This is a genomic window from Nocardia sp. NPDC051030 (assembly GCF_040683015.1).
Lineage (GTDB): Bacteria > Actinomycetota > Actinomycetes > Mycobacteriales > Mycobacteriaceae > Nocardia.
On the sequence record NZ_JBFBCD010000008.1, the window covers coordinates 250590 to 276702 of the forward strand.

The 26113-nt window shown below is 67.5% G+C and carries 17 protein-coding genes; 5 read left to right on the top strand and 12 right to left on the bottom strand.

Features of this window, described 5'->3' with window-relative positions; all coding sequences use genetic code 11:
• Nucleotides 1–45: 45 nt before the first annotated feature.
• The gene (locus AB0N05_RS26705) at nucleotides 46–894 is read right to left on the bottom strand and encodes a bifunctional 5,10-methylenetetrahydrofolate dehydrogenase/5,10-methenyltetrahydrofolate cyclohydrolase (RefSeq protein ID WP_364698606.1); all 849 of its coding nucleotides are present in this window, start codon (nucleotides 892–894) and stop codon (nucleotides 46–48) included.
• A 250-nt stretch (nucleotides 895–1144) separates the two neighbouring features.
• On the opposite strand from AB0N05_RS26705, the gene AB0N05_RS26710 reads away from it, so the two are divergent.
• The 3 genes from AB0N05_RS26710 to AB0N05_RS26720 all read left to right on the top strand — a co-directional run bounded on the left by AB0N05_RS26710 (nucleotide 1145) and on the right by AB0N05_RS26720 (nucleotide 3774).
• Nucleotides 1145–2005, top strand: coding sequence for a YdcF family protein (locus AB0N05_RS26710; protein ID WP_364698608.1), 861 nt, complete (start codon nucleotides 1145–1147; stop codon nucleotides 2003–2005).
• A gap of 63 nt (nucleotides 2006–2068) precedes the next feature.
• Nucleotides 2069–3025 carry a methyltransferase gene (locus AB0N05_RS26715; protein WP_364698611.1) on the top strand — a complete coding sequence of 319 codons (957 nt, stop codon included), beginning with the start codon at nucleotides 2069–2071 and terminating at the stop codon, nucleotides 3023–3025.
• Complete coding sequence (locus tag AB0N05_RS26720) at nucleotides 3022–3774, top strand: HAD family hydrolase (RefSeq protein WP_364698613.1); 753 nt, start codon at nucleotides 3022–3024, stop codon at nucleotides 3772–3774. The genes AB0N05_RS26715 and AB0N05_RS26720 overlap by 4 nt, the downstream gene beginning before the upstream one ends.
• A gap of 4 nt (nucleotides 3775–3778) precedes the next feature.
• Here the strand turns inward: AB0N05_RS26720 and AB0N05_RS26725 are convergent, their stop codons facing one another.
• Both AB0N05_RS26725 and AB0N05_RS26730 read right to left on the bottom strand, forming a co-directional pair.
• Nucleotides 3779–4603 (bottom strand): SDR family oxidoreductase, encoded by an 825-nt coding sequence (locus AB0N05_RS26725; RefSeq protein ID WP_364698615.1) that lies wholly within the window; start codon nucleotides 4601–4603, stop codon nucleotides 3779–3781.
• A gap of 33 nt (nucleotides 4604–4636) precedes the next feature.
• Nucleotides 4637–6208 carry a succinic semialdehyde dehydrogenase gene (locus tag AB0N05_RS26730; protein WP_364698617.1) on the bottom strand — a complete coding sequence of 524 codons (1572 nt, stop codon included), beginning with the start codon at nucleotides 6206–6208 and terminating at the stop codon, nucleotides 4637–4639.
• Nucleotides 6209–6339: 131 nt separating this feature from the next.
• Here AB0N05_RS26730 and AB0N05_RS26735 point away from each other — a divergent pair, with 131 nt between their 5' ends.
• Nucleotides 6340–7020 (top strand): TetR/AcrR family transcriptional regulator, encoded by a 681-nt coding sequence (locus tag AB0N05_RS26735; protein WP_364698619.1) that lies wholly within the window; start codon nucleotides 6340–6342, stop codon nucleotides 7018–7020.
• A gap of 1 nt (nucleotide 7021) precedes the next feature.
• On the opposite strand, the gene hutG is transcribed toward AB0N05_RS26735, so the two are convergent.
• The 3 genes from hutG to hutU all read right to left on the bottom strand — a co-directional run bounded on the left by hutG (nucleotide 7022) and on the right by hutU (nucleotide 11271).
• Nucleotides 7022–7996, bottom strand: coding sequence for a formimidoylglutamase (gene hutG / locus AB0N05_RS26740; RefSeq protein WP_364698621.1), 975 nt, complete (start codon nucleotides 7994–7996; stop codon nucleotides 7022–7024).
• A 70-nt stretch (nucleotides 7997–8066) separates the two neighbouring features.
• Entirely contained in the window at nucleotides 8067–9497 is a 1431-nt protein-coding gene (locus AB0N05_RS26745) for a cytosine permease (protein ID WP_364698623.1), read from the bottom strand.
• Nucleotides 9498–9594: 97 nt separating this feature from the next.
• On the bottom strand, nucleotides 9595–11271 hold the full coding sequence (hutU, locus tag AB0N05_RS26750; RefSeq protein WP_364698625.1) for a urocanate hydratase: 1677 nt from the start codon (nucleotides 11269–11271) through the stop codon (nucleotides 9595–9597).
• Nucleotides 11272–11462: 191 nt separating this feature from the next.
• Between hutU and hutC the strand changes: the two genes are divergently transcribed.
• Nucleotides 11463–12218, top strand: coding sequence for a histidine utilization repressor (gene hutC, locus AB0N05_RS26755; protein ID WP_364699109.1), 756 nt, complete (start codon nucleotides 11463–11465; stop codon nucleotides 12216–12218).
• 6 nt (nucleotides 12219–12224) lie between these two features.
• On the opposite strand, the gene AB0N05_RS26760 is transcribed toward hutC, so the two are convergent.
• From AB0N05_RS26760 to recC, 6 genes are all read right to left on the bottom strand, one after another.
• On the bottom strand, nucleotides 12225–13592 hold the full coding sequence (locus tag AB0N05_RS26760) for a hypothetical protein (protein ID WP_364698627.1): 1368 nt from the start codon (nucleotides 13590–13592) through the stop codon (nucleotides 12225–12227).
• Nucleotides 13593–13666: 74 nt separating this feature from the next.
• Complete coding sequence (locus tag AB0N05_RS26765; protein WP_364698630.1) at nucleotides 13667–15151, bottom strand: NAD(P)/FAD-dependent oxidoreductase; 1485 nt, start codon at nucleotides 15149–15151, stop codon at nucleotides 13667–13669.
• A gap of 46 nt (nucleotides 15152–15197) precedes the next feature.
• On the bottom strand, nucleotides 15198–16004 hold the full coding sequence (locus AB0N05_RS26770; RefSeq protein ID WP_364698632.1) for an alpha/beta hydrolase: 807 nt from the start codon (nucleotides 16002–16004) through the stop codon (nucleotides 15198–15200).
• A 582-nt stretch (nucleotides 16005–16586) separates the two neighbouring features.
• Nucleotides 16587–18470 carry an exodeoxyribonuclease V subunit alpha gene (gene recD, locus AB0N05_RS26775; RefSeq protein WP_364698634.1) on the bottom strand — a complete coding sequence of 628 codons (1884 nt, stop codon included), beginning with the start codon at nucleotides 18468–18470 and terminating at the stop codon, nucleotides 16587–16589.
• A gap of 238 nt (nucleotides 18471–18708) precedes the next feature.
• Nucleotides 18709–22044: a UvrD-helicase domain-containing protein gene (locus AB0N05_RS26780; protein ID WP_364699111.1), complete on the bottom strand. Its 3336-nt coding sequence runs from the start codon at nucleotides 22042–22044 to the stop codon at nucleotides 18709–18711.
• 610 nt (nucleotides 22045–22654) lie between these two features.
• A complete protein-coding gene (gene recC / locus AB0N05_RS26785) occupies nucleotides 22655–25993 on the bottom strand; it encodes an exodeoxyribonuclease V subunit gamma (protein ID WP_364698636.1) in 3339 nt (1112 codons plus the stop codon).
• Nucleotides 25994–26113 lie beyond the last annotated feature (120 nt).

A 26113-nucleotide genomic window follows, 5' to 3' on the forward strand; every position in this document is an offset into this window, starting at 1 on the left:
GCCGAAATCCCTGCACCACTGCATGTTGATCTCTGAAGACCTCGGCTAGCGGGCTGCTTCGGCGGATTGGACTACGTGGCGCATCAGCAGGGCGGTGGTGACCGGGCCTACGCCGCCGGGGACCGGGCTCAGGGCGGCGGCCTTGCCGGTGACCGATTCGGCGTTCACATCGCCGGTGATGTTGCCGTTCTCGTCCTCATTGGTGCCGACGTCGATGACGACCGCGCCCTCGCGGATGTGCTCGGCGGTGATCAGGCCCGCGCGGCCAACCGCGGCTACCACGACGTCGGCGGCCGAGGTGATGCCCGGCAGGTCGGTGGTGCGGGAGTGGGCGACGGTGACCGTGGCGTTCTCGGCCAGTAGGAGCTGAGCCAGGGGCTTGCCGACCACATTGGAGCGGCCGACCACCGCGACGTGCTTGCCTTCGAGCGGAATGCCGTGGAACTTGGCCAGTTCCACCACGGCCTCGGAGGTGGCGGGCGGGAAGCCGGGGAGGCCGGAGGCCAGCAGGCCGAGCGAGAGCGGGCTGACGCCGTCCACATCCTTGGCGGCGGCGATGGCAATGCTCACGTCGTCCAGGCCGACGCCCTTGGGGAGCGGAGTCTGGAGCATGATGGCGTCCACCGAGGGGTCGGCGGAGAGTGCGATCAGCTTGGCGCGAATCTCCTCGGCGGTGGCATCCACGCCGAGATCGACGTTCTCGCAGGCGATTCCATTGCGCTCGGCGGCGCGATTGAGCGACTTCACGTACCAGGCGCTGGCCGGATCGTCATTGGGGATCACCAGGGCCAGACGGGCGGGTGCGCCCTTGTCCGCGAGCGCGGCGGCGCGCTGCTTGGTGTCGGCATTGATGGCGGCGGCGAGATCTTTGCCGATCAGCGAAGTCGTATCCACGGATTCACACCTTAACCCGCCCGCTCGGGGCCGCCGCACGCGACGCAGGGGTGGTGCGGCGGCGGACATCGAAAGATCGCGCGCGTTCCCGGGCGGGGCGGCGGTCAAACCTGCGACTTCACGGTGGCAAATCACCGACAAGGGCCCTGCGCAGTCGTATCGTGTCCCCATTCGGTGCCGAGCCAACTACCGGCAACGAATCGAATAGCCAGCAAGAGCATGCGTGACCCTCTCCGAAAGGTCGACAGCAGTGCAGATCGCCAGGCGTTTACCCACCCTCCTCGCGGCGACCGCCGCCGCCCTCACCCTCTTCGCGCCCGGTGCCGCGCATGCGGATCCGGGCGCTCTCTACAACTCCGCGCAGGAGAACTTCGTCGACGGCGATGAGGACGCCGGGCTCGGCGACCTGCGGCAATTGCTCGCCGAATCACCCGATGACACCCAGGCGCTGTCCTTGCAGGCCATCTGGTCCGACTTCAAGGGCGACCTGCTCACCCGCGAAGTCGCGGTCAACCGACTCAATGTCCTCGATGCGCGACTCGCCGACGGCACCCGCAATGTGTTCCGCGCCATCGGAGCGGCCGTGGGTACGCTGCCCAACCCGATTCCGGCCATTGCGGGCCCGGGCACCGGCATCGCGGTCTGCGGGTACGGCCTGCTGCCCGACGGCACCATGCGGCCCGAACTGGTGAACCGCCTCCAGGCCGCCTGGTTGCAGGCGATCGCATCGCCCATGTCCCCGATCGTGGTGTCGGGCGGCAATCCGCAGAGCGGGATCACCGAGGCGGCGGCCATGGAAGGCTGGCTGATCGGACACGGCATCCCCGCAAGCCGGGTCATGACCGACCACCGCGCCGGATCCACCGTCGCCAACGCCCTGAACAGCGCCAATATGCTCCGCCAAGCAGGCGCGTCCAGCGTCATCGTGGTCACCTCCCCCAACCACATCCGCCGGGCCGTCGCCGATTTCATCGTGGCGGGCCTCCCGGTGGTCGGAGCCACCACCTCCCTGGAACAGCTGGTCTCCCAGCTGCCGCCACCCGCGCGCAGCAATCAGCGTGGCATCTATATCGACGCCTCCCGCACTCTGCTGCTGCCCGCCTCCCGCTGATTCGGGTTGCCCGCCCGGACCCCGCCTCACCTGGGCGGATGTCCGGGCGTGCAGAATAATGCGGTGACTTCCCCCGACACCGACACACTGGTTACCCGCCTCCGAGCGGCAGGCTGCGTCTTCGCGGAGGAAGAAGCCGAACTCTTACTCACCGCCGCCACCGATCCCGAACACCTGGAATCGCTTGTCGCGCAGCGCATCGCCGGATACCCCCTGGAACACCTGCTGGGCTGGGCCGAGTTTCGCGGTCTGCGAGTGGCCGTAGCCGCGAATGTGTTCGTCCCTCGCCAGCGCACGGGCTTCCTCGTCGAGCAGGCAGTCATGCTCGGCGCCAACCTGATTCGGCCGGATGCGCACATCCCCGGCTTGGCGAACGAGGCGACGGCCGCCGGAACTCACGTGCATGCGTCATCGACCCAGCAGACTGTCGCCATGGGCGGCAGCTCGATGCGGCCCGATGCCGATGGTGCGGAGCCGACGGGCGGCGCGTCTACTTCCGAGCGAGCTCTGGTGGCACTCGATATGTGCTGCGGCTGTGGCGCATTGGGGATGGCGCTCGCGAGTGAATTGGCCGCCGAGGGGATTCGGGTCGAACTCGCGGCCTCGGATATCGAGCATGCCGCCGTGGAATGTGCTCGGGTCAATCTCGCTGCGCTGAATGGCCAGGTATTCGAGGGTGATCTCTTCGAGCCCGTGCCCGCCGAGCTGGCTGGGCGGGTGGATATTCTGCTGGCGAATACGCCCTATGTGCCCTCGGCGGAGATTTCGTGGATGCCGCCCGAAGCCCGTGATCATGAACCTCGGGTGGCGCTCGATGGTGGGGTCGATGGGCTCGATGTGCTGCGGCGGATTGCGGCTGTTGCGGGTGAATGGCTCGCTCCCGGGGGGCATTTGCTGGTCGAGGAGAGCGAGGAGCAGGCTCCGGTTGCGGTCGAGATCATGCGTGGGCATGGACTGTCGGCGCGGATTGTCGAATGCGAGGAGCTCGGGGCGACCGTGGTGATCGGTACGCGGGCATGACGATTCGCGGGGTCCTGTTCGATATCGATGACACGCTCATCGACTATTCGGCGACGGTGCGGCAGGGAATACTGCGGCATCTGAGCGCGGAGGCACTGCTTGATCGGTTCACCTCGCCCGATGCGGCGGTGACGCTGTGGCGGGAACTCGAGGAGGAAGAGTATCCGCGGTTCCTGGCTGGCGAGCTCACTTTCACGGGGCAACAGCAGGTGCGGACGCGGCGGTTTCTGGCGCATATCGGTGCGGCGGTGGATGATCCACGGGCTTGGTTCGGCCGGTATGTCGCGTTTCGGGATACGGCCTGGGCCGTGTTCCCCGATGTTCCGCCGATGCTCGGGGCGCTGACCGGTCGGGTCGCGCTCGGTGTGGTGTCGAATTCCTCACTCGCCCACCAGGTCGGCAAGCTGCATGCCGTGGGCCTGCACGACCATTTCGGCGACGCCATCCTCTGCTCGGCCGAATTCGGCACGGCCAAACCCGATCCCGGCATCTTCCTCGCCGGGTGCGAAATGCTCGGTCTGCCGCCGGACCAGGTCGCCTATGTCGGCGATCGCCATGACACCGACGGGCTGGGCGCGAGAGATGCCGGGCTGCGTGCGTTCTGGCTCGATCGCCTGGCATCGGGTGCGCGCTATGACGGGGTGTCGGTCATCCATTCGCTTGCCGAACTCGACACGGTGATCAACGCTGGGCCAGGAAACGCCGATGGCCCGCGCGGGGCGAAACCCCGCACGGGCCATCGAACGTGAATCCCTACTTGCGGCCGGTGAATTCGTCCATCGAGTGGTAGACGCCGACGGTATTGAGGTAGAAGTCCCGCACCTTGAGCGGCAGCAGGCCGGTGATCGCGCGGTTGAGGCGCGAGGTCCACGGCATGACCACCAGCGCGGAACCCTTCTTCATCTCGTTCCAGGAGGTGTCGACGACCTCGTCCGGCTGCAGGATCGGGGTGAACCAGAAACCCTTGGCCCCGTCGAACATTCCGGTATTGATGTAGGTCGGGCACACGGTGGTGAACTTCACGTGCTCATTGCCGGACTGCTCCAGCTCGAGTCGCACCGAGTCCGACCAGCCCAGCGCCGCCCACTTGGATGCCGCGTACACGCTCATGCGCGGGTTGGCGACCAGGCCCGCGGAGGAGGCGATGTTCAGCACCCGCGATTCCCGGTTGCCGCGCACCATGCCGGGCAGGAATTCCAGCGTGATGTACATGGGCGCAAGAGAATTGATCGCCATGGTCTTGTCGATATCGGCGCGGTTCTCGGTCTCCCAGAAGTATCCGTTGCCGCGCACGATGCCCGCATTGTTGACCAGCACGTCGATCTCGCCGACCTCGTCGCGCACCGCGGTCCCTGCCTCGGCGATGGCGTCGCGGTCGGACACGTCGACCACATAGTGGTGGATGCGGCTGGCGCCGAGCGCGGCCAGCTCGGCCGCGGTCTCCTTCAGCGCCGTTTCATTGATGTCCCACAGCACCACGTCGGCGGCGTTCTCGGCCACCGCGCGCTGCGCGAATAATTTGCCGAGACCCATGGCGGCCCCCGTGACGAGGACCTTGCTGCCCGCGACCGTCTTCATACCCTCGAATACCCCTGTCTAGTACCCGGCAGTTTACTTCTGCCGCAGCGTCTTCATGACACTCAAGTAGAGCGTCATCGTCTTGGCCCACAGCTGCTCGGACATGCCGGGCAGCGGCGCGATGGGCAGCATGCGCTGCACCGCGATGGTCTGCGTGTCGATGTATTTCAGCAGGCCTTCCGGGCCGTGCCTACGACCGGTCCCGGAGATGCCGAGCCCGCCCGACGGCGCGGCCACCGAACCCCAGGCGGCAATGAAGCCCTCGTTCACGTTCACCGATCCGGCATTGATGCGGGCGGCGATCTCGCGGGCGCGATCGGTATCGCGGCCCCACACACTGGCATTGAGGCCATAGGCGGTGTCATTGGCCTGGGCCACTGCCTCGTCATCGCTCTTGACGCGATAGACCGAGACGACCGGGCCGAACGTCTCCTCGCGGAATACGGTCATGCCCTCGCGCACCCCGGCCAGGACGGTGGGCTCGTAGAAGTACGGGCCGAGGTCCGGGCGGGCCTTTCCTCCGGCGAGCACCTTCGCGCCCTTGGCGACCGCATCGTCGACATGCTTGCTCACGGTGTCGATCTGACGCGGGAAGCTCAGCGACCCGATCTCGTAGGAGAAGTCGAGGGTCTTGCCCAGCGTGAGTTTCTCGGTGTGGGCGACGAATTCGGTGATGAACTGGTCATACACCTTGTCGTGCACATAGATTCGCTCGATCGACTCGCACAGCTGCCCGGCCGAGGCGAAGCAGGCGCGGACCGCGATCTTGGCGGCGGCGGACACATCGGCATCCGACAGCACGAGCAGCGGGTTCTTACCGCCCAATTCGAGGGAGTAGCCGATGAGCCGCTCCCCCGCCTGCTGGGCGATGGTCCGCCCGGTGGCACTGGAACCGGTGTAGTCGACATAGTCCGCACGAGCGATGACCTCGGTGCCGACCACCGCGCCGCGACCCAGGACCGCCTGCCACAGACCCTTGGGCAGGCCCGCGCGCTCGGCAATATCGATGGCCCACAAGAGAGTCAGCGCGGTCTGATTGTCGGGGCGGCCGATGACGGCATTGCCCGCGAGCAGCGCGGGCAGCGCATCGGACGCGCCCAGTGCGAGGGGGTAGTTCCACGGCGAGATGACCGCCACGACACCCTTGGGCCGATTGCGGACTTCCACCTGGGTGAGCACCGGCATGACGCCGCGCGGCTTGCGGTGCGCGAGCAGCTTTTTGCCTTCGGTGGCGTAGTAGCGCGTATTCACCGCGACATCGGACACCTCGTCGAAGGCATGCACGCGCGACTTGCCGGTCTCGGTCTGAACGATATCGAGAATGGTGTCCTGCTCGGCCAGCACCAGATCGTGAATGCGGCGCAGCAGCGCGGCACGCTCACCGACCGGCACCTCGGCCCACGCCCGCTGGGCCTTGCGAGCGGTGACGAAGGCCGCCTCGATATCGGCGACCGAGGACTGCGGCAGGTCCGCGATCTTGCGCCCGGTGGCCGGTGCGAAGACCTCCACCGAGGGCGCACCGCCCGCGACGGCATGGCCCAGCAGCCCCTGCACCAGGTCGAACGGAAGTGCATCGGCGACGGCAAGCTGCGGCGCAGACGTCATTGGGCGCCCTCTCGATAGGTCCGCGCGGGCCGGAGCCCGCAATTCACTGAACACCAGTGTTACGTGAACACTAGTGTTAGATTAATAGGCGTGACGCACCTCATGTCAAGCCTTCCCCGGACCTCGCGCCCATGACGCAGGCCCAGACCGCCCGCCGTGGCCGCCCGCCGCAGACGGCGAAGCAGGCCGACCAGGTGCGAGCGCGCATCGTGCTCGCCACCGCCGAGGTATTCGCCACGCACGGGTCGCGAGGACTGAGCGTGGCCCGCATCATCGAGACGGCCGGGCTGGCGCGGCCGACCTTCTACCGCTATTTCGCCAATGCCGTCGAACCGCTGCACGCGGTGCTCACGGTCTCCAATGACGACCTCGTCGGCGGGATCAAGTCCGCGCTGGATCGCTCCGAACAGCCGGTGGAACTCGGCATCAATATGATCGAGGCGTACCTGTACTGGGCCGGTGGGCACGGGCCCATGCTCGCGCCGCTGTTCGCCGAGCTGCATGATCCGGGATCACCGGTCTCCACGTATCGGGAGCAGGCGCTCGACGACATTCGCGCATTGGTACGCGCCAAGTTCGCCGTGCTCGGACGGCCTTCGCCCAGCGATATCGACCTCGATACCGCCTTGCAGATCTGCGAATTCGTGGTCTATCGCATCTCGGCGGGCGCACCGGACGGCGAACCCGATGCGGAAACCATTGCGGCGGCGCGACTCACCATGATTCGCGGGGTGCTGGTCACGCTGGGTCGGCGCGAGGATGTCGAATACGCGCTCAGCGTTCCCGGACTGTTCGATCCGGTTCCCGAGTAGCTCAGACGCTTTCGTGCGGTGAGCGGTGTCCGATGACAATGCGGTCGATCAGGCGCGCGGCGGTCCGGGCGGTCCGATTGTCGATATCGAGGGCGGGATTGAGTTCGGCGATATCCACGGCGGCGAGCTTGCCGCTGGCCGTGACTCGATCGCACACGCGCTGAACGATTTCCAGTGCGACGCCGTATGCGGCCGGTGCGCTGACGCCGGGGGCGACGGCGGCGGGCAGCACATCCAGGTCGATGGTCAGATACAGCAGATCGACCGCGTCCAGCAGGGCGGTGACGAAGGCGTCGACCGCGGCATGATCGGCGAATCCGCACTGGTCGTCCAGCAGATACCGCACATTCAAGTGGTGCGCGGCATCGAACAGCGCAGTCGTATTGCTGGTGCGGCTGATGCCGAGCACGTCGTAGCGGCAGGACGTTCCGGCCACGGCCTCGGCGGCCAAGATCTGCCGGAATGGGGTGCCCGAGCTCGGGATCGGATCGGCGCGCAGGTCGAAATGTGCGTCCAGATTGAGGATTCCGAGGCGCGGCCGCCGTTCGCGCAGCTCGGCGGCGGAGACCCCCAGATAGGTGCCGAAGGCGACTTCGTGTCCGCCGCCCAAGACAACCGGCAGCCGACCCACATCAAGCGCCGCGGCGACGGCCCGGCCGAGGCGCTGCTGGCCCGCCTCGAGATCGCCATCGGTGACCGAAACCGTTCCGGCATCCTCGATGTAAATCGGTGCGCTCAATGCCATGGACGCCAGCGCCGCACGCAGAGCGTCTGGACCGGAAGCTGCGCCGGTGCGACCCTGATTACGCCGCACGCCTTCGTCGCTGGCAAAACCGATGAGCACGCAACCACTTTCGTCCGCGTCCGGCGCGAAGGGCCGCACCGCCTGATGCCAGCGCAGATGTTCGGCGGTGTCGCCGTCGATCCGCCCGGTCCAGGTTGCGGGCGATAGGTCGGCAGCGATGCCCGTACTCATACGAATCCTCCAGTGGTGACCGGTATTCCGTCTTTCCACACCGCCGTCGCCGCCCAGACTCGGATTGTCTTCAGGCCCGGCTGGTTTCGAAATCGGCCGGATAGATCATCCGATCCGGCGGATTCGCGGTACGCCGGGCGACCGGGTAGTAGAGCGCCGCGGTCACCATGATGCCGACGATCCACGAGATGTCCGCACCGCCGAGCTTGTCGGTGAGCGGTCCGGTGTAGAGCTTGGTCGCCAGGAACGGGATCTGCACCGCCACACCTATGCCGTAGCAGAGCAGCGCGGGCACATTCCACGCCCCGTAGCGGCCGCGCGGGTCGTAGAGCGCCGGAATGTCGAAGCGCTCGCGGGAGATCAGGTAGTAGTCGATCAGGTTGATCGCGCTCCACGGCGTGAACACCATGAGCAGCGCCAGCACGAAATTCTTGAAATTGCCGAGGAAGTCGGCGCTGGCCGCGATGGCGATGAGCGTCGAGGTGGTGGTGAAACCGATGATGTAGAGCCCGCGTGCCGTCGCCGAAATCGTCGACCGCCCTTCGAAGGCCGTCACCGTGGTGAGAATGGACATGAAGCCGCCGTAGGCATTGAGCACATTGACGGTCAGCTTGCCGGTGACGATCACCAGGTAGATGAGGATGGCGACCGCGGCCGGGCCCGCGAGGTCACCGATGAAGCCGACCTGATCGCGCATGAATGACTTCCCGGCGACCGCCGCGATGAGCGCACCGAATGTCATGGACCACTGCGAGCCCAGCACCGTGCCCGCGAAGGTGGACCAGAAGGTCGTCCGATCGCTGGTGCTGCGCGGCAGATAGCGCGAGTAGTCGGCCACATACGGCCCGAAGGTGAGCTGCCAGCTCGCACCCAGCGACACCGCCAGCAAGAAGGTGGGCAGGTCGAAACCCTTCGCCCCGAGTTGCGCGGCAATGTCGTACTCGGACACCAAACGGATTCCCAGATAAGTGAATCCGATAATGCCGACCACGGTCGAAATCCGCCCGACCACATGGATCAGCTTGTATCCGGTCACCGCGATGAACGCGGTCAGCACCCCGAAGATCGCCATGCCCAGCTCGGGACTGTCGATATGCAGGACCTTGGCGACCGCCTGCCCGGCCAGCACCGTGCCGGTGGCGGCGAAGCCCAGATACATGAGGATCGCCAGCAGCAGCGGCAGCACCGCACCGCGCACCCCGAACTGGGCGCGGCTGGAAATCATCTGCGGCAGGCCCAGTTTCGGCCCCTGCGCGGAATGCAATGACATGACCGCGCCACCGGCGACATTGCCGATCAGCAGTCCGATGATCGCCCACAACGCGTCCGCGCCGAAGATGACCGCGAGCGCACCGTCGACAATCGCGGTGATCTGCATATTCGCCCCGAACCAGAGCGTGAATTGGCTGCGTGGGCTGCCGTGTCGCGCACTGTCGGGGATGACGTCGATGGTGTGGCGTTCCGGGGTGAGAACGACTTCGGCGGGACCGTCTTGCGTCATGGTCTCGGCCTTCTTTCTACTGCGACCGCGGTCGGGTGAATCGGTAACTCGTCGAGCTGGTGTTGCGTAAAACTGGTATTGCGTAAAGCGGTGTGGTTCAGTGCGGTTCGATCATCGGGACGCGAATGCCCCGGGTGCGTGCGGTCTCGAGCGCGTGCTCGTATCCCGCGTCGGCATGCCGGATGACGCCCATGCCCGGGTCGTTGGTGAGCACGGCCTCGATCCTGCGGGCGGCCAGTTCGGTGCCATCGGCGATGCACACCTGCCCGGCATGAATGGAGCGCCCCATACCGACGCCGCCGCCATGATGGATCGACACCCACGACGCGCCGGACGCGGTGTTCACCAGCGCGTTCAGTAGCGGCCAGTCGGCGATGGCGTCCGAGCCGTCGCGCATGGCCTCGGTCTCCCGGTACGGCGAGGCGACCGAACCGGAGTCCAGGTGGTCGCGGCCGATGGCGACGGGCGCGGACAGCTCGCCGCTGGCCACCATCTCATTGAATTTCAGTCCGGCGCGGTGCCTTTCGCCGTAACCGAGCCAGCAGATGCGCGCGGGCAGGCCTTCGAAGGCGATCTTCTCCCCCGCCATGGTGATCCAGCGCCTCAAATGCTCGTTCTCCGGGAACAATTCGAGAATGGCGCGGTCGGTGGCGGCGATATCGGCCGGATCGCCGGAGAGCGCGGCCCAGCGGAACGGGCCCATGCCCTCCTCGAACAGCGGCCGGATGTAGGCGGGCACGAACCCCGGAAAGTCGAAGGCGCGGTCAAATCCGCCCTTTCGGGCCTCATCGCGAATGGAGTTGCCGTAGTCGAAGACTTCCGCGCCGCCATCGAGGAAGCCGACCATGGCCGCCACATGTGCGGCCATGGAAAGCCGGGCCTGCTCGGTGAACCAGACCGGATCCTTGGCTGCCAGGGTCTTCATCTCCGCGAAGTCCACACCCACCGGCAGGTACGCGAGCGGATCGTGGGCCGAGGTCTGATCGGTGACGATATCGATGGGCGCGCCACGGCGCAGCAGCTCCGGAAATACCTCCGCCGCATTGCCTTCCACGCCGATCGACAGCGGCGTGCGGGCATCGCGCGCCGCGATGGCCAGCGCCAGCGCGTGGTCGAGATCGTCGGCCTTGACGTCGAGGTAGCGGTGTTCGATGCGCCGGTCGATGCGGGTGACATCGCAGTCCACGCAGATCGCCACGCCGTCGTTCATGGTGACGGCCATGGGCTGGGCGCCACCCATACCGCCCAATCCCGCGGTGAGCGTGATGGTTCCGGCCAGGCTGCCGTCGAATCGCTTGCGCGCGATGGCCCCGAAGGTCTCGTACGTGCCCTGCAGAATGCCCTGGGTGCCGATGTAGATCCAGGACCCGGCCGTCATCTGCCCGTACATGGTGAGCCCGAGCTCTTCCAGACGCCGGAATTCCTCCCAGTTCGCCCAGTCCCCCACCAGATTCGAATTGGCGATGAGCACCCGGGGCGCCCACACATTGGTGCGGAACACGCCGACCGGCTTACCGGACTGCACCAGCATGGTCTCGTCATCGCGCAGGGTCCGCAGCGTCGCGACCATGGCGTCGAAGGCGGCCCAGCTGCGGGCGGCACGGCCGGTGCCGCCGTAGACGACCAGGCTGTCCGGATGTTCGGCCACCTCCGGATCGAGGTTGTTCATGAGCATGCGCAGCGCGCCCTCCTGCTGCCAGCCGAGCGTGGTCAGCTCGGGGCCGCGGGGTGCGCGCACGGTGCGGGCCGGATGGCCGGGGGAAGTGATGTCCATCGGATTCCTCGATCTCGCCGAATGTCCAGCGCCCCTTGTGACGTCGTTCGCGTCGGGGGCTTCACTGTGTGCTGGATCGCAATTCTGCAACAGTTGTATAGTCCTGTCTATACAACTGTCAATCGCGGGTGATCCGGGCCGGTAGGCTGCGGAATCGAGCAATGGACGCGGGTGAGGAGCTGGTGCGGGGCATGGTGGCGGTCGACGGCGATGCGGAACTCGCCGCCCTGTTCGGCGAGACGGGCGGCGAATCCGCACCGGCCTACGAGCGGGTCAAGAACCTCGTGACCGCACAGGTCCGATCCGGCAGCTGGGCCGAGGGCGATCAACTGCCCTCCGAGCATCAGTTCGTGGCCGCGCTCGGGCTCTCCCGCATGACCATCAATCGGGCCTTGCGCGAACTGGCCGCCGAGGGGTTGATCGTGCGCCAGATGGGCGTGGGCACCTTCGTGGCGGCCACCAAGAAATCCTCACCCCTGTTCGAGGTCCGCAATATCGCCGACGAGATCTCCCGGCGCGGGCACCGCCATCGCACCGAGGTGGTGCTGGTGCGCGCGGAGACCATCGACGCCACCCACACCTTCCTGCGAGACTCCCTCGGCTCCAGGGCTTTTCACTCGATCCTGGTGCACTTCGAGGACGACACCCCGATCCAGGTCGAGGATCGCTACGTCAATCCCGCCGCCGCCCCGGGCTACTTGGACCAGGATTTCACCGCGACCACTCCCAACGACTATCTGAGCCGGGTCGCGCCGCTGGTGCGTGGGGAGCATGTGGTGGAGGCGGTGCTGGGCAGCGCCGAGGAGTGCCGTCTACTGCGCATCGACCGCACCGAACCATGCCTGCTGATTCGCCGACGGACCTGGTCGGAGGACGGGGTGGCCAGTGTGGCGCGACTCGTGCATCCGGGATCGCGCAATCGCTTGGAAGGCGTTTTCGGGCGATAGCTCGGGTCAACCGTTGAGGCTGAACCAGATTTCGAAGGCGATCACCCGTTCCCGGACCGGGGGCGGGGTGAGGGCGTTCAGGCGTTCGGTGAGTCGCTGACCCTCCGCGTCGGGGAAGTCACCGCTGGTGGCGAGCTGGACGTAGAGCGGGCGTTCGGGGGCAAATTCCACTGCCACGACCAGCTTCTCACTGTCGTGCGATATCCCGCGCACGGCTGTATCGACCGTTCCGATGACGGATCGACAGAAGGTCACCAGCTGATCCACGGTGATCTCGGTATCGATCACCTGCTGTTCGGTGAGCAGCACGATTTCGACGCCGACCGCATCCGGGCGCGGATCACTGGGCTGATGCACGGCAATGGGTTCACCCGTGGTGTAGTGGCCGAACGGGGAATCGTGCTCGGTGACAGCAATGGCTATCGTGACCTCGATTTCGCCTACCTGCCAACGGTATTCGCGACCGGCCTCGAGTGCCTCCAGCAGTTCGCGCCATCGCGGCGGCGGCATGATCAGGCCGTAGCCGTCCTCGATCACATGCACCCGCGGTTCGCTCTCGGCGGCGACGAGCATGAGGAAGTTCCCGGCGATCATGGGATCACCCGACTGCGGCACGCCGATCGCCGTGCGGACATTGTCGCCGGTCCACACATAACGCTGCCGGGCGAAGCTGTGCACCGCCGAGGTCAGCAGCGCCGCCAGCTCCCCGGCCTCGCGTAGTCGCTCGGCCAGCGGGCGGGCCCATTCCGGCCGCACCGCCACCCGCACCTGCCGGGTATTGCCCGCCACCTCGACCTCGGGCGCGTGCAGCACCGTCGCACCGGCCAAAAGGGTTCCCGCCGATTGCGTATCGAATTCGGTGACCGGTGGCCGTCGGCGGTCGAAATAGCCCGGGTACGGGAACACCGAGGTCTGCGCACCCATCATGGCCAGTACCCGCGCATACCCGTAGCGATAGGCGACCCGCGCCTCGTCGTGCACCAGTGGCATCGCCAGCAGCGGCTCCAGACCATCCGGGTACAGCGTCGCGCCGTCGGCGAACCGCTCGTACGCGAACCCGGTGATCCCGAGGCCCCACCCCGGCTCCGCGAGTAGCGTATGGCCGCCCGCATCGACCTGCCGACCGGCCCGTACCTGCCGATGCAACTCCGCCATCAGCCAGAACGGAAACTCCGGCGCGGCAGCCGCATCCGCGCCGTCGCCCGGCTCGGCCACCACGTTCAGCACCAATTCCCGCTGGCCCGCCCGCAGCAGTCCTTGACTGGCGTAGGTCCAGATGTCCCTGTCATCGGGGGTGCTCCACCCGGAATACACCGTCGCCGACAACTCGCCGGGCGCCAGTGCCAGCGACCGGATCGCACGCAATGCCACCATGCCGCCCCCTCGAGGTCCGAATCTTCGATCCTATTCGGCCCCACCGACACTCGACAGCACTACGGCCGCGGCCCTCACTCGGAGGCGGCCACCTCGGCCCTCCGCTCGGCGCGCTCGAAGACCATGGCCGGGTCGGTGAGCTTGCCGTAGCGAAGTTTCGGCAGATCGCGAAGGTAGTTCATATGCAGTTTCCAGGGGGCGCGGTCGCCCTGCTTGGGGAGGATGTCGAGGGCGCGCAGGACGTAGCCGGGCTCGAAGTTCAGGAATGGGGAGGTGCCCACCGACGGGTCGCGGATCGGGGTGGCCTTGGCGTAGCCCTTCGCGTCCATGTGGCGCAGCAGCCGAACCACATACTCGCACACCAGGTCCGCCTTCAGTGTCCAGGAGGCATTGGTGTAGCCGATGATGAAGGCGAAGTTGGGGACGTCGGAGAGCATCATGGCCTTATAGGCCATGGCGTCCGGGAGTTTGATCTCGCGGCCGTCCACCACCAGGTCGATGCCGCCGAAGACGGTCAGGTTCAAACCCGTTGCGGTGATGATGATGTCGGCCTCGAGGTCCCGGCCGGAGGCCAGGTGCAAACCGGTTTCGGTGAAGGTGTCGATGCGATCGGTGACCATATCGAGCTTGCCCTGCCGGATCGCGCGGAACAGATCACCATTGGGAACCAGGCACAGTCGCTGATCCCACGGGTTGTAGCGCGGATTGAAATGCGTGTCGATGTCATAGCCCGGCGGCAGCCAGCGCTCCTGCAAACCGTGGATCCAGGCGCGCATGCGCTTCGGATAGCGTTGCGACACTTGATACATAAAGGTGCTGAGGCCGACATTCTTGGCGCGGGCCAGTGCGTAGGCGGCGCGCGCGGGGAGAATTCGGCGCACCCGGTCGGCGAAGGCGTCGCGGGCGGGCATGGAGATGATGTACGACGGCGAGCGCTGCAACATGGTGATGTGCGCGCCCTGCTCGGCCAGGGCCGGGCCGAGGGTCACCGCGGTCGCGCCGGAGCCGACGATGACGACCTTCTTGCCCGCCACATCCAGCTTCTCGGGCCAATGCTGCGGATGCACGATGGGGCCGGAGAAGCGTTCCGTGCCTTGGAAATCCGGGGTATAGCCGACATCGTATCGGTAGTAACCGGAGCAGCTGAACAGGAAGTTCGCGGTAATGACGACCTGCTCGCCGTCATGCTCGGCGGTCACAGTCCACCGGTTCTCCGCCGAGGACCACGAGGCGCGCAACACCCGGTGCCGGTAGCGGATGTGCTTGTCGATGCCGTTCTCTGCCGCGGTGTCTCGTACGTATTCGAGAATGGAATCGCCGTCCGCGATGGCCTTGTCCCCCAGCCACGGACGGTGCCGGTAACCGAGGGTGAACATGTCCGAATCGGAGCGAATGCCCGGGTAGCGGAACAGATCCCAGGTGCCGCCGCTGGCATCACGCATCTCGAAGATCGCGTAGGTGCGCCACGGGAAGGCACGCTGCAGGTGGAAGGCGGCGTCAATACCGGACAAACCAGCCCCGACAATGAGCACATCGACGTGCTCGGGTGTGCTGCTCATGCAACCCAGGGTATCCACCGCGCGGGCCGCGCAGTGACGTAGCGCACTACGAACGCGAGAAGAATTCCCCGACCAGTCCCGCGACCTGTTCGGGCGCACCCTTGTCGATGCCGAAATGGTCGAGACCCGGAATGCTCTGACGCTCACAGTCCGCGAGGACCGCGGCGAGTTGCGCATGATCCCCGTCGGTCCAGGCGCGGCGGTCCTTGACGCCATCCATGAGCAGCACTTTCGCGCTGATCTCCGCATAGTTCGCGAGGGTGCCGTCAAGCCGGACGATCTCCCGGTGCTCGCGCAGATTCTCGGTGAGCTGGCCGACCACGAGCTCCTTCTCGGGAGCCTTCATGAACATCGGCATCATGCGCCGGAACATCCAGCGCGGCATCTTGCGCACATTGTCGGGACCGAGGGCGCGCACGAATTCGACGAAGGCATCGAACGGTTTGCCCTGCTCGAGGTACTCCTCATACGCGGACATCCACCCGGAAGGCATCGAACCGCCGACCGAAATCCCCGGCTCATACAACGCCAACTTCCGAACAGCCGCATTCCCCCGCGCAGCCTCGAGCGCGACAAACCCCCCATAGCTGTGCCCGACAATCAACCCCGCGCCGGTCTTGTCCTGTAGCGCCCGAACATCCGCGACCTCATCGGCAACGCTGTAATCCGCCCCCTGCGGCCCACTCTCCCCCCGCCCACGCCGCTCGATCGTGTGCACGGTGAACCCACTCCCCAACGCCTCGGCGAACCGCCCATACCCACTAGCCACCGACAATGCCCCCGGCACCACGATCACCCCCGGCCCATGCCCGGTGGTCGAATACGCGATCCGCGTCCCATCCGCGGAAATCACACTCTCGAACTCAATCTTCGATTCCGGCTCGGACACAAGAACCCCTCCCTGACCACCGATAACGCATACCCAGAAGGGCCACGGCGACAACGGTATTGCGACAACAACCCTACGCTCCGCCGCGTCGGCCGTACCTGATCTTGCTCCCACTCACCGGCGCGTACGGCGCGCCTCATCGCGTGTCGCACGCACAAGGTGAGGGAGCTGTCATGGCGGGAAATGGGCCGGTTTCCCGCCACAGTCGCTCCCTCACCGAGGAACGATTGCGCTGGCCCCACAGGCCCCTCGCGCGCGAAACCCCGCGGCCGTATAGCGGTGAGGGAGCTGTCATGTCGGGGAATTGGCTGCCCATGCCATGGACGCTCCCTCACCGAGTGGCGATGGCGCTAGGCGCGGAGTCCGCTCGCGCGCAGGACTCGGCGGCCGATCGCGGCGCGGATGGAGTCCTAAGTGCCGAGGACTCGCACGTGTCTGCGGGCTCAGGTGATGGCTGTGTACAAGAGTTCTCGGGCGAGGGAGCTGTCATGGCGGGAAATTGGCTGGGTTCCCGCCATGGGCGCTCCCTCGCCCGAGGAGCGAACGCTAGGCGCGGAGTCCGCTCGCGCGCAGGACTCGGCGGCCGATCGCGGCGCGGATGGAGTCCTCGGTGCCCAGGACCCGGACGTGCCTGCGGGCGCGGGTGATGGCCGTGTACAGCAACTCTCGGGTGAGGAGGGTGGACTCGGCGCCGGGTAGGACGACCGAGACGTCGTCATATTGGCTGCCCTGGCTGCGGTGGATGGTCATGGCGTAGACCGTGGTGACGCCCGGGAATTGGGTGGGGTGCACCAGGTATGGCTCGGTGCCGCGTTGGAGGGCGGCGCGTAGGGTGCCGTCGGGGGCGCGGACTATGACGCCGGTGTCGCCGTTGTAGATGCGGGCCTCGTGATCGTTCGCGGTGACCAGGAGGGGCTGGCCCGGGTACCAGTGTCCGGCACCGGAATCGGTATTGATGCCCGCGCTTGCCACCCAACCGGCGGCCAGGCGGTCCCAGCGTTCGACGCCGTACGGGCCTTGACGGTGCGCGCACAGCAGGCGGTGCGATTCGAGGGCGGTGAGTGCCGCGATCGCATCACCGGCGATCGCCGCTTCGGTGGCGGAACGGGCCGCGCGCAAGACATCCGCGCGCACCTCGGTGATGTCGTCCGGGCCGTGCAGGGACAGCTCGTCCCCGCCCGCGGCCAGCAGCTCCAGGGCGGTATCCGCATCACCGGCGCGCACGGCGACGGCGAGTTCCGCGATCCGCCCGCCGAAGCGACGTCCGCGCGTGAGCCGAACAATGCCGCCCTGCAACCGTTCCCGCTCCCGATTCGAGAGGGCATCGGGATGTGCTGCGGTAGCACCCAATTCACCGCCGAGAATCTGCTCCAGCGCCGGATTCGCCTGTCCCAGTACCGGACCCGCCACCAGGTCGGCGAGCACCGCCCCCGCGTCCACCGACGCCAACTGATCCGGATCGCCCACCAGCACCAGCCGGGCATCGGGCCGCACCGCGGGCAGCAGGCGGCTCATCATGGTCAGCGACACCATGGATGTCTCGTCCACCACGATCACGTCATAGGGCAGCCGGTTGAATTCGTTGTGCCGGAATCGCCCCGCCCCACCGCGCTGCCACCCGAGCAGCCGATGCAAGGTCGCGGCCGTCAACTCCGGCAGCCCGATATCCCCCGCCTGCTCCCGCACCGACTCCTGAAGTCGCGCAGCCGCCTTCCCGGTGGGCGCGGCCAGCGCGATCCGCAGCGCGGGCGCACCCGGCACCGCTTCCTGATGCGCCACCAGCAGAGCCAGCACCCGCGCAATGGTGTGCGTCTTACCCGTACCCGGCCCACCCGCAACCACGGTCGTCCACTGCGTAGCCGCCAGCGCCGCGGCCAGCCGCTGTCGATCCGGCGGCTCCCCCGCCACCACCTGCTCCGGAAACAGCCGATCCAGCTCCCGCCGAATCAGTCCCGCATCCACCATCGGACGCGTCGCGGCCCGCTCGGTCAGTGCGGCCCGAATAGTCTCTTCCTGCCGGTAATACCGATCTAAATACAGCAGCGGCCCCGCCTCGGACCCCGGCGGATCGATCAACCGCAAAGGCCGCAAGGGCCCGGCCGGACTCCCGCACACCAGCGGACTGACCCGCAAGGCGGCAATCACCGCATCCACATCCGGCCAAGGCAAGGTGGCCGGATCGATCGAAGACTCTTCCGTCCCTTCGGCATCCACACCGATCTCATGCATCCGCCGAACTTCCAGGCACACGGACCCGGATCGCACAGCTCGCACGGCGAGCGCCGTAGCGAACAGCGCCGCCTCCGACTGCTCCCGCCCCAACCGCCCGAGCCGCAAAGCCACATGCACATCCGCCGCAGCCAACACCCCGGCCGCATTGAACACCTGCAAAAGCCCAGTCCCCCGCTGCGCCAACTGAATAGAAGTCATCCCACCCTCCCCGCACCCGCAGCCGCCGACACCCGACGAGTGTTCAATAGTGCAGGGATTTTGTCCGATTCAGCCGCATCATTGAACACTCGATGCGTGATGCCGGGATCCGGGTGGGTCTGGGGGCCTGCGGCCGCCCTGGACTGCTGTGACGGCTGGATGGCGACTTGCACCACCACCGCCGATGCGGCCTCGGGCTTGTGGGTCGGCCAGGCATCGCGTGCGAACTTGGGTGGGGTCATTGGGTTGCCGCCTCTGGTGTGCCGACGGGGTCGCCTGCCAGGAGGAGGGAGAGGTCCTCCACCAGGCCCGGGGGTGGGTACCAGTCGAAGACGCCGCAGCCGTCGGGGGTTTGGGGGCCGATCATGCCTCGGACGAAGAGGTAGCGGATGCCGCCGAGGTGGGTTGCGGGGTTGTAGGTGGGGAGGCGCCAGCGGAGGAAGCGGTGCAGGGCAACCGAATACAGAATGGCTTGGAGGGGGTAGTGGGAGCGCATCATTTCGGCGGCCATGCGGGGGTGGGTGTAGTGGGCGACGGTGAGGTCGCCGGTGCCGAGGCGGTTGGTCTTGTAGTCGACTACGACGAAACGCTGGTCCTTGGTGCGGAGAACGGCGTCGATGGAGCCGGTGAGGTAGCCGCGCAAGGGGGTGGCGTCGAGGTGGGCGAGTTGGTCGGCGTAGGGGGCGAAGACGTCGTCCGCGGGGAGGTGGCGGCGGAGCAGGTCGGCTATGCGGGGGACCGTGACTCGGATGGCCGCGGGGGTGTCGCCGCCCGCGAGGGGGAGTTCGAAGTCGAGCTCGCTCAGGCGGTCCTTGGCGGAGATTTCGGCGAGGGTGCCGAAACCTATGGGGGTGTGCATGACCGCGAGCAGGGCCGCGGAGAGCACCTCGGGGTCGGCGTCGAACATTTGCTCGGCTACGGCATGAGCTGTGCGGGTGCGGATTTCGGCGGCGAGGTCGGGGGCGTCGGTGTCCACGTATTCCAGGACCTCGTGCACCAGGGTGCCGAACTCCGCACCGTACGGGAGGGTGTTCATGAGCGAGGGGGCCGCGCCTGCGAAGGCATCGGCATCATCGGTGAGCGCCGTGGGTGTGGTGGGTTCGTCGGAGACGCCGCCGCCGTCGGGGGGTTCGCCCGCGGGCATGGCGTCGTGGGCTCCGGCTGTCAGCGCGGAGTAGGAGGTGCGCCGCCAATCCTGGTCGAGTTTGCGGTCGAAGCGGGCCACGGCCAGGTCTTCGGTGGTGGCGGTGGTGGCATCGCGATGCAGGCGGGCGCGAGTGGTTTCGCGGACCGGCTCGATGGCGATCACGCCGGGTTCGGCGGTGGATGCCCACTCCGAGATACGTTCCAGGACCATCGAATCCGCGGGGACCGGCACCTTGTCCGCCACGGCGGGGCTGCCGGGCTCGCGGCCCAGGATCATGCGATGCAGGGGTGCGGTCTGGGTGTCGAAGGCGGGTGCCCACCAGGCGACGACCTGAGCCCCGGCACGGGTCAGCGCGACATAGAGCAGGCGCAATTCCTCGGCCTGCTCCTCGGCCTCAGAGCGCATGCGGCGGCCGTTGTAGCCGGGCGCTTCCGCCCCGCCCACATCCAGCACGCGGCGGCCCTGCTCATCGTGGAACAGCAGGGTCGGGGGGTTGCGGAGCTTGGCGGCATCCCAAGCGAAAGGCAGGTAGACGACCGGGAATTCGAGGCCCTTGCTGGCGTGCACGGTGGCGATCTGCACCGCCGCGGCATCACGATCCAAGCGGCGGCTGCGGCCCGCGACGCTCCCTGACGCGGGATCGCGCACGCGATCCGCGAGCCAGCGGGTCAGCGCGGTCAGGCCGAGGCCTTCCTTCAGCGCGGCATCATCCAGCAGTTGAGCGATGTGGCGCAGGTCGGTGAGCCGCCGTTCGCCGCCTTCCAGGGCAAGCATGCGCGGAGCCAATTTCGTTTCGGCGCTCATCTTCTCGAAGACGGCGGCGAATCCGGCCCGCGCGAACAGCCGCGCCGAATCCCGCAGTTCCGCGCTGAGCCGCCCCACCAGATCCGCTCCGCCGGAATCGATATCCGTCGCGCTCAGCCCGAGCAATGCGGTCCCGGCCGCCAATCGCACCCGGTCCGCGCGGTGCGGCTGTTCGAGCGCATGCAGCACCCACAGCCATTCCGCCGCGGCGGGTGTGCCGAACACGCTGGCACCGCCCGCGAGCACCGAGGCCACCCCGGCGGACTCCAGCTCCTTACGAATCATGTCCAGCTGATTGCGATTTCGCACCAGCACCGCGATATCGCCGGGCCCGATCGCCCGTTCGCGCGGGGTCCCGGCATCGATGCGCACACCGGATTCGAGCAGCGCCACAATATCGGCGGCCACATCCACGGCCACCCGCTCCCGCTGCCGACCGACCGTCGGATACCCGGACTTATTGAGCGGTCCGGCACCGGTGCGCGGAAAACACCGCAGCCGCAAGGGAATCACGCGCTCCGGTGCGCCGGACAGCCGCGTGAACGGCCGCGTCGCCGCCACCTTGTGCACGGTGATCTCCTTGTGCCCCAAGGCCGCACCACCCTGCACATGCTCGAGCGCGGCCAGCAGCCCGGCATCACTGCGCCGGTTGGTGGTCAGCTCCCGTTTGTTGTCGGCATGCGCCACCGCGTCCAGGTAACTCAGCACCTCCGCGCCACGGAAGGCATAGATCGCCTGTTTCGGGTCACCGACCAGCACCAGCGTCGCGTGGCCATGGAAGGCGCGCCGCAGAATGTCCCACTGCAAGGGATCGGTGTCCTGGAATTCATCCACCAGCGCCACCCGGAACCGCTCCCGAATACGACGGCAGGCCTGCGGCCCATGCTCCGGATCGGCCAGCACCTCATGCAACAGCACCAACAGATCATCGAAGTCCCGGAGCCCCGAAAGCCGTTTACGCCGAGCGGTTTCCGTCCGCGCCGCATCCGCGAACGCCACCCGCTCCCCCGCCGGATCGTCGTCCCCCTCGGCCTCGGGCACCAGCACCGCATGCCGATCCCCCACCGCCGCGGTGGCCAGCCGCTGTGCCTCCGCCGGACTGAACGGCGCGGGCACCCGCGAATACCGACTCAAGTACAGGTCATCCGCCACCGTGGACACCACATCCTCGATGCCTTCCACCAGCCGAACACCCGGATCCTGCTCCCCCGCCAACCCCAGCTCATCCAACATCCGCTGGCAAAAACTATGCGTAGTAGCAATAGTCCCCGCATCGAAATCCGACAACGCAGCCAGCAACCGCTCCCGCCGCGCCGCCACCTCACTCGGATTGGCCTGCGCCAAATGCCGAACCAGCTCATCCCCCTCGGTCCGCGCCCGCTCCGGATCCGCCAGCGCCGCCGCCACCCCCACAAACCGATCCCGAGTCCGTTCCCGCAACTCCTGCGTAGCGGCCCGGCTGAACGTCACCAGCAGCAGTTCCGAAACATCCACCCCGGCCTCGGCCACAAACCGAACCGCCAGCCCCACAATCGCATACGTCTTCCCGGTCCCGGCACTGGCCTCGAGCACCGTGGTCCCCACCGGCAAAGCCCCGGTCAACTCGAACCGATCCCCAGCCACCTCACCCAAGTCCTCGCCCACTCCCGTAGCCCCGAACCCGAACAGATCAACCTCACCCTCGACCGATTCCCCGGCCCGCACACCGCTCTCCCGCACCACAACATCATCGCCGCGCTCGGGCCCAAGCCCCGGCGCAGCCGCCGTCATCCCGAACAAATCCGTCACGACATCCGCGGAATCCTCACGCCTGCCGACATTTCCGTCCAATTCTCCAGCCCACGGCTCGGTGGTCGGTGGGACCGTGAGACCACTTCTGCCGGTCTCGCCCGGCGCTCCCCGGTATGCGTCCGCATCCTCGATCAGGCCGGTCATCCGTGCCGTCTCGATCACTTCGGCACCGGCGGAGGCGAGCGGCTCCGAACCGGTCACCTCGGGCGGGGCCGCGGGCTCGGGCGTGGTAACGGCGAGTTCGTCTGCCAGGGTGAACAGTTCGGTGTCCTCCGCCGGGGGCGGGTCGTGGCGGGGGCGGCTATCGCCGGGCGTGGTGTCGCTGCGGCGGCGAGAGCGGGTGGGGGTGGGGGCGAGGTCCGGGTCGGTGATCGAGAACAGGTCGTCGGTCATGAGCGGCTCCCGAATTCTTTGCCGGACAGGTGGTTCCTCCTTGCCGTGGTCACGGCTGGCTCTGATTCTCGTTGGTGAGCAAGGGATTCCAGAGGCGGCGCGCCAGTTCACCGAAGCGAGTGGGTTCGGGGGCGACGCCCAGGGCGGTGGGGGCGGATGATTCGGTGAGTTGGTGGAAGCGGGGGGTGGGGCCCAGGACGTAGCGGAGGTAGCGGTCGGTGTGTTCACCGTAGCGACCGGGGCCGTCCTTGCCGCCATCGAATTCCTGTTCCGCGGCCAGGAGGGCGTCTTCGGGGGTGGCGCCCTGGCAGCGGCGTTCGGCATAGGTGGCCGAGGCCGCGGAGGCGATGGGGAGGGGTTCGGTGAGGCCCTCGTCGCGCAGGGCCACCAGGTCGCGCAGGAGGGTGCGGGCCAGGGGCGCATTGGGGGCGGTGAGGGTGGATTGCCAGGTGGGGCGGCGCATTTTGCCGCGGCCGATGGTGATGGCGCGCCAGCTCTGGTGATCACCGCACGCGGCCAGGGCGAGCAGGCGCACCCACGCGGCCATGCGGTGTTTGGGGGCCAGGCGGGAGTAGGTGGTGCGGAGCAGGGCGTCATCGTGCACATCGGGGACGGTGCCGGTGAGGCGCCGTCCGTCGCCGAGATCGACGGCGATATCGACTGTGCGGGAGGGTATCTCGTGCAGCGGCTGGGCCACACGGACCAGGCTGTCGACGGTGCCCTCCACCTCGTCCAGCACGGCCGCGCCGAGGCCGAAGGGCGGCAGCGACCCGCGACGCCATTCGGCCGCCCGCAGCGCATTCGGATCCACGCCGTTGAGGCGGGAATTCAGCATGCGCTCGCCCATGCCCCATTTGGTGAGCCCGTCGAGCTCGATGGGCAGGCGATCGGCGATCTCCTCATTGTCCTCGGGCACGCGAATACCCAAGCGCTGCCACAGGAATGCGCGCACCGGATGCTCGACGAAGGCCACCAGCTCGGCCAGCTCGACATCCCCGCGTTCCACACTTGCCAGCGGAGCCGTGAGGAACACCGGCCGCGGCACGGGCGGCTTGCTCGCGGCCAAGGCACCGGCCAGCGCGACACCGTCGAAGCTGAACGGCTTGTCGGCCCGGAAATTGCGACGGTCGAAGGGCTGCAAGGGATGTCGCGTGATCACCTGATCCATCGCGTCCGCACCGACATGCGCGCGCACGGTATCCAGCAGCTCGGCCAGCGGAATGGCGGGCGGCCGATGCGCACCGCTCACCGGATCGGATCCGGTGTGCAGCAAGACGAGTCGTTCCCCGGCCGCCATGATGGCATCGAGGAGCAGCTGCCGATCCTCACTGCGCGGATCGCGATCGCCCGGGCAGCGATGCCGCGCCAGCACATCATCGCCATCCACCCCGCCCGAGCGCGGGAACACCTCATCATCGAGCCCGAGCAGCACCACCACCCGATGCGGCACCGACCGCATGGGCACCATGGTGCACACCGTCAGCTCCCCGGTCCGGAAGTTCGCCCGTGACGGCCGCCCGGACAGTCGCACCGCCAGCAGCGCGGCAATATCGCTGAGCCGCAAGGGAACCGGCCCGGCATGCTCGAGCGCACCGGCCAGCTCCCGCCGCGCCTGCACCCCCATCCAGCCATCCTTGCCGGACACCTCGGTCAGCAGATCCAATGCCCGCCCCAGCACGGCGGCCCACTCGGAGGCGGGCCGGGCCGTCCCCGCCGGTTCCTCCAGCGTCGGCCCCCGCAGGTCCCGCAGGCATACCGCCAGCCGATCCACGAATTCGGCGAACCGCCCGGCCAGATCGATGTCATTGGAGTCGACATCATCGAGTGGCAGCACGAGATCGAGCCAGTCCTCGGTGGATTCGCCCGCCGCCACCCCCAGCAGAATCCGATCGACGGCCGCGTTCACCGTGTTCTGCGCGAAGTCCCCGAGCCCGAAGGCTTGTCGCTGCCGCTGCCCGATCCCCCAGCGCGCCCCGGTCTCGGCCGCCCAGTCCCGCAACCGCTCGATATCGTCCTCGTCGAATCCGCAGCGCATCCGAACCGGTTCCGCCGCACACAGATCCAGCACCTCGGTGGCGGTCACCCGCCCGTCGGCCAGCTCCAGCAGCGTCCCGACCACATCCAGCAGTGGATTGATCGCCCGCTGGGCGCGATCGGCCAGCCGCACCCGCAGCCCGTGCGCGGGATGCCCCGGCTCGGCCCCGTCCAGCGACCACTGCCCGAATGCCGCCCGCACCAGCGGCGCGTAGCTCTCCACATCCGGGCACATGACGATCACATCGCGCGGCTCCAGAGTCGGGTCCGCCGCGAACAATCCGAGCAGGGCGTCGCGCAGCACCTCCACCTGCCGCGAGGGCCCATGACACGAGTGCACGGTGATACTGCCATCGGCGAGCGCCGGTTCCGGCATGAGAGACCAGCGGTCCTGCCGAATGGCGGCCTGCAATTCCGACAGCAGCGTGCGCGGCCCCGCCGCCTCCGGCCGCGGGTGATACGTATCGATGTGGTCGTACCCCGACAACCGCTGTTGCAACTCCCGCACATCCCGCCCCAGCGCCGACAGCAGCGGATGCCGCACCCGCACACCGGAATTCGGTATCACCTCGGCATCGGCCAGCTTGGTCCACAGCGCCGGGCTCGGATGCGCCAGCCACAGGTGCACCTGACGCCCGATGGACAGCGCCGACAACACCTCCAACTGGTCGGTCGTCAACCGAGTCACTCCGAACAGCGAAATCCGTTCCGGCAGCGACACCACCGAGGGTTCGGACCGCAACCGCTCACACGCGGCCACCAATCGCTCGGCCGGACTGGGCACCCCCACCGCCGCGCGCAACCGCCGCCACAACAGGGGCTGCCACAACAAATCCTCGGGCAGCGCGCCACCGACCCCATCGGTGTCCTCACCGGCCGCCCAGTCTGTAATCAGGGCAGGCCGTTGCGCCGCATAACTATCGAACAGAAACGCGATCCGCGCCGCCGTCGCATACCGCCGCCCCACCCGATACCCGCCGCCATCCCCATTCCCGAGATGCCGCGCCAGCACCGCACACCACGGTTCACCGAGCACCTCGTCGAGCACCGGCAGCAGCGTCCACACCAACCGCTCGGGAGCCCACGGATCCTCGTCCGGGTCCATACCGGTCGCCTCGGCCAGCACGGCGGCCACCAATCCGGCCGGATCCGCGAAGTCGATATTCGCCGAGATCCCGTCGCCGTGCGGGCCCGCGCCGAGCACCGCCGCCATGCGCTGATTGACCCAGCGTTCGATCCCCTTGGCCGGCACCGCGACCACTTCCGGGGTGAACGGATCGGCCGGCGGAACCGCGAGCAGCTCGGCCAGCGCGTCGGCGAGCGTGTCCGCACGCTCGGCCCGATGAATGTGCACGAGCTGTGTTTATACAGTTGGCGAACGACATGCAAACACCAAGCGCTTAGGCTCGCCGGGTGACACCCGCCACACGCCCATGATTAGCTAGGGCGCGTTGGCCTGAAATTCGAGTGTGGT